Here is a 12,483-nt window from a genome sequence, read left to right on the forward strand (position 1 = left end):
ATCATTTAACTTATTACTTTCCGAATATAAGTCAATTCCACCAACGGGACATATATCGGACCAATCATCTTTAATTACCAAAATACACACGCACTTTCCCGTAGAATGCCCGCCCGGGCTTCTGAAGACTGAAGTTGTCATACAGTTTCTCGTTCGTAAAGTTGCGGCACTCAAACGACAAATTATACCGTCCGTTGTGCAGACTATAAGAAAGCGCCAGATTGTGCGAGAACTGATTAGGCACCACATAATCGTTCTTATTCGATCCAATATTAGATGAATAATAAGTAAAACTATGCAGATACTGGTTGTCGTAGGAAACCGTCAGTGTATTACCCTTCTTCCAAAGGTTGCGCCAATAGAACGTCACGTCCGAATCGGCAAACATATACGGCAGATTGGGCATACGCTCTTTATAGGCAAGATTGGCCGCACTGCTGGAGATCGAGGTCTTCATGTTGTCACGCACGTTCATCTGCGTAAAGTTTCCTCCAACACTCAGCCATCTTCCGAAACCATATCGGGCGGAAACATTAAAGCCTTTCGTCAACACCTTACCATAATTTATATAGGTAGCAGCTGATTTACCTCCGCTTAGGTCGGCAATGTTACGCTGAATATAGTCTTTTGTATTACGGTATATCAGACCTCCTTCCACATATACGGAGTGTTTCCCGAATGTCCGGGTATAGCTGAGGTTAAGGTTCAGGTTGTCGCTATTCTCAGGCTTGATGCCTATATCTCCCATTTCCAGGTCTTCATCACCGAACATTTCTTCAATAGTAGGCAGTCGATAGGCTTTCTCATAGGACAATTTGGCCTGAAGGCTGGGTAATATGAAATAAGTCCCCGCCGCGCCATAACCCATGGAACTCACATCGCGAGTAGTGCGCACATACTCACTCTGATTACTGGATGTAGCCATCGGCCCTCCTACAAACTGTTGGTAATATTTGCCGAATATGGAGAAGTTCCAGTCTTCAGACGGCATCAGGCGATAGGACAGGCCGGAAATATTCTTGCGGGTTTCCTTGGCGATAGCCTCTTTTTGCTCTTCCTTGGCAAGTAGGGAGGTGTTGGAACGGTGGAAAGCATTCAATACATGATTAAAAGTCAGCATCTGTGCCCTATTGATGCGGTAGTTCACAGTCAGCGTACCATTCCAGTTATTATTGTCCGCCCGTGAATATTGATAAGACTGTTCGCCGGGTGAGTTCATCAGCGCCTTCTGCCCATACCAATTGTACTTGTATGAAGCAGTATCCACATTAGTGGTTTCATTCTTATTGTAATTGACGGTCAATGCCATATCCAGACCTTTAGTGAGCAGATCATGCTTATAGTACTCTATCGAAGGCATCAGCGAATGGCCTTTGCGATGTTTCTGTCCGTACACGATTTCCTGTCGTACACCAGTCTGTATGTCCTTATACATATTGGAATAGGTGAAACCGAACATCAAACGGTCCGCCCACGACTTGTCTACAATCCCCAACTTCCCGATGACAGCTTCGTTATGGTATGTATCATTAAAGTGCTTCACACGCACTTTCTTGTCACGGTCTATCCTTCCCGTCTCGAAATCTTCCACCGGAGCATATACATGGTAGTCATTGTCTGAATAATTTTGGAAAGCATTGATTTCGTACGTAAAGCCGTTCTTGAAAGTCTGCCCGAAGTTGACATAGGACTTATGAGTGTTGAACGAACCATAAGAATAGGATGCGTCCAAGAACCAGCGGCGACGTTTCTTGTTGGTAACAATATTGATGACGCCGCCAATGGCATCCGTACCAAACCCTACAGGTACTACGCCTTTATAGATTTCAATCCGGTCGGCAAAGTTCACTGGTATGTTGTTCAGCCCGAACGAGCTTCCCACACCTTCCTGTGGAACACCGTCGATGAATACCTTCACGTGTTTTCCGCTGAATCCGTCCAGCATAAGTTGCATATCCGACCCCACACCGCCAGACTCACGAAGTTTCATACCCGGTGCCTTGGTCAAGGCATCGCTCAGGTTCTTCGTTGTGTTCTGTAACTCCTTTGTGTCTACTGCCACTGCATTGAATGCGGAGCGTTTCAAACGGGTCACACCTGTAGAGACAATCGTTACTTCATCCAGTTGCTGTGTTTCCGGAGTGATTGTGAGATTCTGTCTCACCCGCTCTTCTGCCACCAGTTTCACTTGCTTCTCTACCGTCTTATACCCCACGGCAGACACTACCAGGGTATAATTGCCTGCGGGAGCCTTTATATGATAGATACCTTCTTGGTTGGTAGTACCTCCATAGCCGGTTCCTTTCAGGTAGACAGTCGCAAAGTCAACGATTTCTTTCTCGGTAGACAGTATCTTGCCGGAAATCATAGCGCTGCCTTGTGAATAGACTGATAATGAAGAAAATAATAAGAAAAGAAATAAGGTAAGTTTTTCTATATTTGCTTTCAATTTACAAAGAGTTTTATGCAGTTAATAAATCGATGCAAAGGTCTCTATAAACTGAAAGCAAAACAATCGCTATATGCAGGTAAATATCTTACCGGAGTATTCGATAGGAGTATACGCCGCAATCGCTATTAATAGGTATATTGTATTAGCAGTCTCCCATTAATATGACAAGAAATGACATTCTGAAGCATACCCTTTCTTAAAAAGTCAATCTTCACTGAATAATCAAATTTCACCAGGCAACGGCCAGTTAGGAGTAGGCACACGCATTCTTCTCATCTCTTTCTCAAATGCAGCCACCATTTCAGGATATTTATCAGCTAGATTCACAGATTCAGTCATATCCTCTTTTATATTATACAATTCTAAAGGAGCATCTTTGTTAATAGTAACCACTTTCCAGTCACCCCTACGTGCTGCACGTTGCTTGCCGGGAAATTCCCAATATAACAAACGATTGTCCGTATTCATCTGTTTACCATAGAATAAAGGCAAGATATTTATACCATTTAGTGTTTGAGGCAACTTATCCGTTGCATTAGCCACCGCTGCCAGTGTAGGCAGTACATCTGGAAAATAAATAATATTATTCAGTGTCTGAACCGGAACTTTACCAGGCTGATTAACAATAAAAGGTACACGAATTCCCCCCTCATAAAGCTGTCCCTTCATCCCCCTAAGCGAACCTTTACATCCTAATTCCGCCAATGGCGCTTGCTTGGCAGCTCCATTATCCGAAGCAAAGATAACCATTGTATTCTCACGTAGCCCCAATCTGTCAAGCTCTGCCAACAAACGCCCGATAGCCCGGTCCATGTGTGTGATAAGAGCAGCATATCGTTTAGTATTCATATCCCACGTCTCATCCTCATACCAAACTGTTTCATCAATTATATAAGGTTCATGTGGCGCATCATAAGCCAAATACAGAAAGAAAGGATTCTCCTTATTTCTATTTATAAACTTAATTGCATCCTCCGTTGAAAGATCTGTATTATGTTTGATGTGTTTATCTCCTTCATTCTCTTTCACATTTTCCAGTTTCTCATTATTAAAACGCCAATAAGGGTAATAATATGGATCGTTGGAGTATGTAGTACTAATAAGCCAACCATAAAACTCATCAAATCCGCGATTTAAAGGAGTTGCTTCAGGATTAAAACCATCCAAATGCCATTTATTTACCAAACATGTCCTATAACCGGCACTACTCAACACAGTAGCAATAGTCGTATCATTGGGTAGCAAATGCATTCTCCGTATAGGTTTCGTACCCTTCAATCCTTCAATTCCTCCCGCAGTGCAAAAGTTATCACGAATAGTGGTATTTCCAGTATTCCTTCCAGTCATTAATGCACAACGGGAAGGAGAACTTATTCCCGAACCGGCATAACACTGAGTAAAAGAGGTGCCCGTAGCCGCCAATTTATCTATATTAGGAGTTTCAATATACTTGTTTCCATAACAAGCCAAATCGCAATACCCCATATCATCGGCTAGTATAAAAATGATATTAGTCTTTTCAGTATTCGGTGAGGTTACCTGTTGCCCCCTTACAACTATTTGAGGAAGCACCAACATACCTACAGCACAAAATCCTCCTAAAAAATTCTTCTTGACCATACTATAATATTATTAGAAAAGTTCATTTATCATACAATCGCAATGAATAACATACAATTATGGAATAACCACATTCTCATTACACTCCAAAATCAAATCATTACTTGCTTCAATACGGACATCATTCAAACGCCAGTCCTTAGCCCAAACTATTTTCCCGGCCTTGTTACCTTTAAGGCAGACGCTGTGAAACACGAAATTTTCAATTCTGCTACTAGCAATTCCAACTACATTTATACAAGATTGCGCATTAGAAGCAGTTACCTTATCAAAAGATATATTCCGAAACACAGGAGTACCCTGTGCTAAACTCACAGGTTCTAACATTTTAAGCCAATGCGCTGGAAGTTTCTTTATATCATATCCTTCCGGAAGTTTAGATGTACTATATGCAGGATTCCAATTCAAATCTACAACAATTGGTCGTTCAACTTCCACCATTTCGATATCATACAAATAAATATTTTCAATCACTCCACCACGTTGGCAAGTACTCTTAAAACGTAACCCACATTTTGTACCTATACCTTTCATCCTGTATGCCACAATATTGCGAATTCCTCCCGAAGTCTCACTACCACAAGTAAACATTCCTCCTCCCGAACCTGCTATACAATCACGAATTACCACATATTGACAAGGACGATTGACCCGAAGCCCGTCACTATCACGTCCGGCCTTCAGACAAAAGTTGTCATCATTGCAATTTATATTAGAATTCTGGACCAAAACGTATTCTGACGAATCAATATCAATGCCATCCGTGCTCGGCCCATGTCCCTCAATATTATTGCTGATTATAATGCCATCAATAGTTATATGTTTACTATACAAAACATGCAAACTCCAAAAGCCAGGCTGATATAGCACAATATCACGTACTGTCACATTCTCACTCTCGGCGATAAGAATCCCCCTAGGCCGTTCGCAATCATAATCCACAATCCAACGCAAACCTTTCATCTCGTAATCTTTACGCATATTCCAATATTTATCCCAGAAAATCCTACCACGTCCATTAATTACTCCATCACCGGAAATAGCTGCATTTTTCTTGCCAATGATATTTATCAGTGCAGAAGGCCACTCCATCTCTATACCTGCTACACGGGTATCGATCTTTTTATAATCAACTATATCTTGAGAACCCACCAAAGTGACTCCCTTGGAAATATGAAGATTTACATTATTGCCCACAAACAAGGAACCGGTAAGATAAATACCAGGAGGAAATACAACCATTCCACCTCCGGCTTGTTCTGCTGTATCAATTGCTTTCTGAATAGCCTTGGTATTCATACATATAGCATCACCTTTAGCACCATAATCCACAACATCATATACAGTTTGTTGTGCAGGATAAGATACAGCACCAACCTGTTTCATCCAAGAAAAATCCGGTATTCCCTTACTTTGAATATTTGTACTCAAACAGGTCATCAACAGAACCAGGACAATCCGGACAAAGTAAATCTTCATAGTGATTTTTTTGATTAATAATTAAACAATAAGTCATTAAAAGGCTTGCTATTGAATGCAAACTCTACAGTAAACAAAAACAGATATTATCGGCACAAACTATTCAGATAAACTTCAATATTAGTATAACTCTCATTTAATGTATAAGCTGATGCATCTGAAGCACTTTTCGGATTTAAGCCATGCTTACTTTCCCAAGCATCGGGCATACCGTCTCCATCACTGTCTTTCAACGCTTTCCCTGCTTTTAAAACAGGCCAACCGCCTACATCCTCCTGCGAGTTGATAATACCGTCTGTACCGAATGTACCAATCCCCTCTCTTACTTGACGTAAGACCTCACGATCATAGCTATCCTGTGAGAAACTACATCCCACAGATTCCAAAATCCGCTGATAAGCAACAACAGGGGTATCTTCATGGATCGGTTCATTCGGAAAAGGAGAGCCGACCAAACAGGATGTACATTCTTCACCCGAAGCCGGAATAGCTTCGGGAGAAATCCCTGAATCCGGTCCGGCACTTTTCCTGCCGGGTATATAACATTTCCCGGCACAATCAGTTATAGCACTGTGATTATCATGTGTCACAACATCATCACCTGCCATCACGTTACCAGCCACATAATAACGTCCTGTCCCATCCTCTGCAACATCAAGCAAACGGTGGTGCTGAGAAGCCGGTCCCGGCTTATAATAGTTATTCACCATGTTAATCTCAGCATGATGTCCACCTCCATAAGCGGTCTTGAATCCCCAATTATACACAACATTATTACGGTAATCCACCCATTTCGTACCATCTACAGAAGAGAAACGAGGATTGCGGCTTGCATGATTTGCTAACAGATTATGATGGAAAGTAGCCTTATATCCTCCCCAAATACCTCCAAAGCCATGACTTCCTTTTGTATGAACCGAGGTGTTCAGACTATGGGCAACCAAGCACCACTGTACGGTAAGATTCTCGGTTTTATAGATAGAGAGACACTCATCAATACTCCAACTAACAGAGAGATGGTCGAGAATCACATTCTTCTGTCCGTAACGTCCACCACCCACACCGTCACTGTCCAAACGGTATCGATCGCCCACACGTACACGGATATAGCGTATGATAACATTGCTGGCATTCACCACTAGCGGATAATCCTTCAGACAAATACCGTCACCCGGCGCAGATTGTCCCGCGATAGTAATACTATCATTATTTATACGAAGCGGCGACTTTAACTCAATGGTTCCATCCACGGCAAAGATCACTATACGAGCGCCTATTTGCTCCACCGCATCACGGAAACTGCCTTCACCACTGTCATTCAGATTAGTCACGGTAAGTACACGACCACCACGTCCGCCAACAGTCCATTTACCATACCCCTCAGCTCCGGGAAAAGCTATTTGTTGCGCTTGCATACAGGTAACCGCAAAAAGCAGGCAAGTGATAAGAAAAGTATTCTTCATGATTACACTATTTTACTGTTTTGATTTTGCATTCTGAAACGTAGATTGTCATTCAATAAAAGTATGCTACTGAAGAAAAAGGCGGTACCTCTCTCAGGAGATCCGCCTTTTCCTATCTTAAAGCATTTATTAATAACACGGATGCTGCTGACCGGCAAGTCCCGGATTCACATCAATTATATTCGTAGTATTGAATGGCAGTATCTCCACCATATTCTTTTTCATGCCATAAAAGACACCGGTCTTACCCGTAATCCATGCATTATTAGCAGAAAGTCCCTCAACATCTTCCACGCAAAGGTTTCCTTTCTGTTTAATAGAATTGACACTGAACATGTTCAGAATCGTATATTCCACTTCTTCCACCTTCTTTGCATCAGCGGGCACATCTTCTTTCTTAAAATAAACCTTTCCATCCGCTTCAAAGAAGTTAGTCTTCAAGGCACCTTTAGAGCCTGAGTTTAATGTATGCAAAGTAGTCAATGCATCTTCAGAGAGTCCCATATTCACCAAATCCTGTTCAGTCATTGAAATGTAAGGCAACGCTATCGTCGGATCTGCAAAAGACGGCGTTGAAGCCAGCTTATAAGCACGATATACATCCACATCAGCATATCTGCCCTCACGCTTGGCCAATTGAACCAGCTTTTCCTTTTCAGTCGTCAAATAATCGACCAATATACCCCAACGAGCCAAATCACTTTTGCGAAGTCCTTCATTGGATAACTCCAGTTTACGCTCCTGTATAATGTAATCTCTGAAATCTCCATAGTCAGAAGGGATCGTCCCTACTTTGGCAGCATCATTCCTGAATGCGCGCAAGCGTACATCTTCTATAGCCTTCTTGGCTTCGGAAGTGGCACCGTTGTTCAGTTCGTTCAAAGCCTCAGCATACATCAGCAAGATATCAGAGTAGCGCAATATAGGCCAATTAAAATCCCGCTTACTGTCAGAAGATCCTCTAACCTTTTTCCAGTTAATGCGATATTTACCTACCCCCATACCTGCAAAAGTATTCATTTGGTAAGCGTTGTTGCCGGTAGATAATTTAAGTCCATAATTACATACCGAAACATCACGCCGTTGGTCGTCCTCTTCAAACTCAAAATAGAATGTCGGCATAGCTATCATTTGGCTCCCCCCCTTACCTAAACCTTCATTATCCGTACCGCTCGTAGGTATACCATTCGTATAACCGGTGCGGACATCCGGTCCATTAGTACTGTACCAACCATACTCAAGCATAGTCTCAGCATTATATTGCTGATTTCCCAAATCCCTGAAAACCTGATCATAGTCTTCCAGCAATTTATTCTCTCCTTTAGTTATAACGGCTTTACAAGCATCCGCCGCTATCTGATAGAGTTCCTTTATGCGAGCAGCATCACTACGTTGCGCAATCTTTAAAGAGCTCTGAGTATACGGTACCGTATTCAGATCCCAACGTAAAGAATAACCAGCAGCATAGAGCGCAACACGAGCCAATATACCATATGCCGAATTCTTTGTAAAACGCTCGGGAGTAGCAACCATACCTTCACTCTTCCAAGGTAACAGTTCTATGGCACGTTGCAAATCTTCGATACAATTATCATAAATTATATCACGACTGACGCGCGAAGAAGAAAAAGTAGCCAATTCTGCTGTCGGCACATTAGTGTATGGTACATCGCCATAAAAACGAACAATATTCCAATAAGCATAAGCCCTTATCGCCAAGGCCTCACCCAGCAACGCATCTACTTTTTTCTTCTCACTGTCACTGACACTCATTTGCGGAAGATTCTTGACGCACACATTGGCATATTCAATAGCCTTATACATATTAGTATAAGTAGAACTTAACATACTGGAAGTATTGGTATAGTCATAGTTGGCCACATTGTATTTGGAATTGGACTCTGTTGAAGCCGACTCATCCGTACCCATCAATAATTGATATCCCAATTCTTGAGTGTGTAACCATGAATAGCCACCCATCACAGCCATCTCTGCTCTTCCTACTGTTTCAAAAACAGTGGAACTATCCGCTTTTGATTCGGAAGGCATATCCAACCAGTCTTCACAAGAAGTAAAAACCAATAACATGGCAGCGGATACACCTAAAATATTTATTATCTTTTTCATATTCATTGTCTAATTTAGAATGTTAAGTTTACGCCTACTACCCAACTTTTAGAACGAGGATAGGAAGAATTATCGATACCCGGTGTCAAAGCACTGCTTGATGCGGATACTTCGGGGTCATAACCTGTATAACCGGTAAAAGTATGAATGTTATTCAAGGTACAATACACACGGGCATTACTGATTTTAGCGCGTTGCACTAGTTTCTTTGGTAAAGTGTATCCTAGAGTGATAGTATTTAAACGTAAATAAGAGCCATCTTCCAAGTAATAGTTACTGCGTTCACTAATGGCAGTTTTGTTATTCCCTGAAATATTCCACAAAGCATTACCATCATATTGGTGTGGATTCAGTGCAGCCAAACGAGCCAAATCAGAACTTTCTTTACCCGTTGAAGGATCAATCAATGTGAAACGGTTCTTCATTTTTTCAAGTGTATTCTGATTAGCCAGATACGGGCCAATAAAGCGTTGAGTACTCATGCTGAACACATCATTACCTACTACAAAATTCATGAAAACAGTCAAATCAAATCCTTTATAGGTAAACGTATTATTCCAACCTCCAGTGAAATTAGGAGCTGCATTTCCTATCACAGTACGATCATTAGTACCCCATACCGGATTTCCATCTGCATCTACCTCACCAGCCGTCGGTCTATATTTAGCATCACCCGGCTTTACATTTTCACGATTAGAACCTTTCAAATAAGGGATACCACCTTTCAATGTATAACCACCATCAGCGTTCTGCGTAAAATCATCCGTCGTATATATACCATCATAAATCAAACCAAAGAATTGCCCTAACGGTTTTCCTTTTTCAATTTTGAACCCCATACGGGATTCATATTCTGTTATGAAATTATCTGTTTCGCTATCACCATAAATATCCAATACTTTTGAACGGTTGAAAGCAATATTGAAATCCATTGTCCAGGTAAAATCCTTCGTACGGATATTAGTTGTATTCAAAACTAATTCTACACCACGATTACGGATAGAACCAATATTCTGGAATTGATGGGTATAACCGGTAGAAGTCGGAATATTATTCTTAATCAATAGATTTGAAGATTCGTTATTATACCAGTCTACTGACAGATTAACACGACTATTAAAAATCGATATATCCAAACCAATATTAGTGGTGGTAGTCTTTTCCCACTTCAATTTGGGATTTCCAAGTGTTGTACCAGGTACCAGTGTTATGTAATCACTGCCATTATAGCCATAATGACCTGAACCATAATCTGTAGCATACATATTATTATCGACATTGTTATTACCTGAGGTTCCATAACCTACACGTAATTTCAGATTTTGAAAGAAATCAAAATCTTTCATGAAACCCTCTTCAGAAATACGCCATGCAGCAGAAGCTGAAGGGAAATAGCCCCACTGTTGACCACGGGCAAATTTAGAAGAACCATCAGCACGTAACGTTCCAGTAAACAAATAACGATCACTATAGTTATAAGAAAGACGACCAAAAAGGGAAACAAGACCAACTCTACTTTTTCCGGATTTCCATGTTTGTGGAGTACCCATACTGACATCATTCAATCCAAAATTACCATCTGAGAATTTACGATATTCATTATCCAGATTCATGGATTCCTGATACCAAGTTTCTTGTCCAAGCAAAACATTAAAACGATGAGCCTCTTTCACGTTAAATGCATAATTCAATGTATTTGTAATCTGCCAAGAGAACTTTTCGCTGTTATTGCGATACCCATAGCCATAAGGACTTTGATTGGAAGAAGCTGTCTTCGTATTACCATTATCCCAATAATCCTTACGCACTTGCTGCCACATATAACTCCCGGAAGTACGGAAAGTCAAATCTTTCAATATATCTATTTCCAACCCGGCATTCACTGTTGCCATACGGGTATATTTCTCGTTCGTAATAGATTGGTTATTGATGATTGGATTATTAGCATCATAATTATCACCACCATACATTTCAGAAAAGAGGTCAGCCAAATCAGAACCTAACAATTGTTCATTAGTCCACTTCACACCACCTGTTACTGGTTGCAAAATAGTCTGTTTCAATGTACCACCCAGCGAACCTCCACCATCAATTTTAGTCATTTGCAAGCTAGAAGAAAAGTCAAAGCGCACACCTTTCCATAATTCATGATTAATCTTAGCACGGATACTATTCTTTTGATAACCATGTTTATCCATTATGCCATCCTCGCCAGTGTAATTGTAGCTCAACATATATTTAGTCTTCTCACTACCACCACTGATATTCACATTGTGATTCTGTGTAATACCCGTATTACCGAACACCTCATCCTGCCAATCAATACCGGCACGATTACCATACTCATTAGCAATACGACCGTATGCACCGGTATAAAAATCACCAGAATTGATATCACCACCGAAAATACTTGAAAAGTTATCTTCATTTCCACGAAGTAACTGGAACTCATACTGATACTTTACATAGTCTTCAACTCCCATCAAATCCAGTTTCTTACCTAATCGATCAAAACTGACAAAACCATTATAAGAAACTTCAGTCTTACCTGCCTTACCGGATTTCGTAGTAATCAATATAACACCATTGGAACCACGAGCACCATAAATAGCCGTTGCAGAAGCATCCTTCATTACATCAATAGTTTCGATATCATTAATATCTACATTCTGCAAACCATTTTCCATTTGGAAACCATCAACAATATAAAGTGGTTCTGTTCCTTGCGTGATTGATGTACCACCACGTACCGTAATATTGATATCAGCACCCGGAGCACCACTCTGCTGTACGATATTCACACCAGCCGCTTTACCCGCCAATGCTTGTGCTGCAGTAGTCACAGGAGCAATAGCCAAATCCTTACTACCCACTGAAACAGAAGACCCCGTCAATTCTTTACGCTTCACCTTCGCATACCCAATAGCAACGACTTCTTCCAACATTACTGAAGATTCTTTGAGAGTAACGGCAAAATGAGTTTTACTGCCAATGACTACAGTTTGGTCTTCATAACCAATAAACGAAACTACCAATTCTTTAGCCGAAGCTGGTACAGAGAGTTTAAAATTACCATCCATATCAGTAATAGTACCAATAGATTTGTCACCTTTCACCGTTACAGAAGCTCCGATCACCACATCAATCGCATCGCGAACCGTACCGGAAAGCGTCTTGTTCTGGGCAAAGATACCTAAAGGACAGCTTATCAATAGAAGCATTAATAAGCACATTTTTTTTGTGTAAGATTCTCATAGATTATTAATATAATTGATTAATAAATAAATTTAAGATAAACAGAATACGCTACCGTTATCGTACACATTATTCCGCCTGCAAAAA

General features: G+C 40.9%; 6 protein-coding genes. All 6 read right to left on the reverse strand.

The genetic code is table 11. The annotated features are described in order from the left end of the window. Positions 1-70: 70 nt before the first annotated feature. Positions 71-2,368, reverse strand: coding sequence for a TonB-dependent receptor (locus tag BN161_RS14885; RefSeq protein WP_244436512.1), 2,298 nt, complete (start codon positions 2,366-2,368; stop codon positions 71-73). Positions 2,369-2,674: 306 nt separating this feature from the next. Next, on the reverse strand, positions 2,675-4,072 hold the full coding sequence (locus tag BN161_RS14890) for a sulfatase-like hydrolase/transferase (RefSeq protein WP_044267562.1): 1,398 nt from the start codon (positions 4,070-4,072) through the stop codon (positions 2,675-2,677). A 57-nt stretch (positions 4,073-4,129) separates the two neighbouring features. Continuing rightward, complete coding sequence (locus tag BN161_RS14895) at positions 4,130-5,551, reverse strand: glycoside hydrolase family 28 protein (protein WP_081743719.1); 1,422 nt, start codon at positions 5,549-5,551, stop codon at positions 4,130-4,132. An 86-nt stretch (positions 5,552-5,637) separates the two neighbouring features. Beyond that, a complete protein-coding gene (locus BN161_RS14900) occupies positions 5,638-7,014 on the reverse strand; it encodes a pectate lyase (RefSeq protein WP_044267565.1) in 1,377 nt (458 codons plus the stop codon). Between the two features lie 129 nt (positions 7,015-7,143). Continuing rightward, the gene (locus BN161_RS14905) at positions 7,144-9,141 is read right to left on the reverse strand and encodes a RagB/SusD family nutrient uptake outer membrane protein (RefSeq protein WP_044267573.1); all 1,998 of its coding nucleotides are present in this window, start codon (positions 9,139-9,141) and stop codon (positions 7,144-7,146) included. 14 nt (positions 9,142-9,155) lie between these two features. Next, complete coding sequence (locus BN161_RS14910) at positions 9,156-12,362, reverse strand: SusC/RagA family TonB-linked outer membrane protein (protein ID WP_044267566.1); 3,207 nt, start codon at positions 12,360-12,362, stop codon at positions 9,156-9,158. Positions 12,363-12,483: the final 121 nt, after the last annotated feature.

The sequence above is a fragment of the Bacteroides timonensis genome, assembly GCF_000513195.1.
Lineage (GTDB): Bacteria > Bacteroidota > Bacteroidia > Bacteroidales > Bacteroidaceae > Bacteroides > Bacteroides timonensis.

What these genes read in the sequence shown, in the direction of transcription:
- BN161_RS14910 (WP_044267566.1), bottom strand. Translation starts at nt 12,362, where the DNA reads ATGCTTCTATTGATAAGCTGTCCTTTAGGTATCTTTGCCCAGAACAAG.
- BN161_RS14895 (WP_081743719.1), bottom strand. Translation starts at nt 5,551, where the DNA reads ATGAAGATTTACTTTGTCCGGATTGTCCTGGTTCTGTTGATGACCTGT.
- BN161_RS14905 (WP_044267573.1), bottom strand. Translation starts at nt 9,141, where the DNA reads ATGAAAAAGATAATAAATATTTTAGGTGTATCCGCTGCCATGTTATTG.
- BN161_RS14890 (WP_044267562.1), bottom strand. Translation starts at nt 4,072, where the DNA reads ATGGTCAAGAAGAATTTTTTAGGAGGATTTTGTGCTGTAGGTATGTTG.
- BN161_RS14900 (WP_044267565.1), bottom strand. Translation starts at nt 7,014, where the DNA reads ATGAAGAATACTTTTCTTATCACTTGCCTGCTTTTTGCGGTTACCTGT.
- BN161_RS14885 (WP_244436512.1), bottom strand. Translation starts at nt 2,368, where the DNA reads ATGATTTCCGGCAAGATACTGTCTACCGAGAAAGAAATCGTTGACTTT.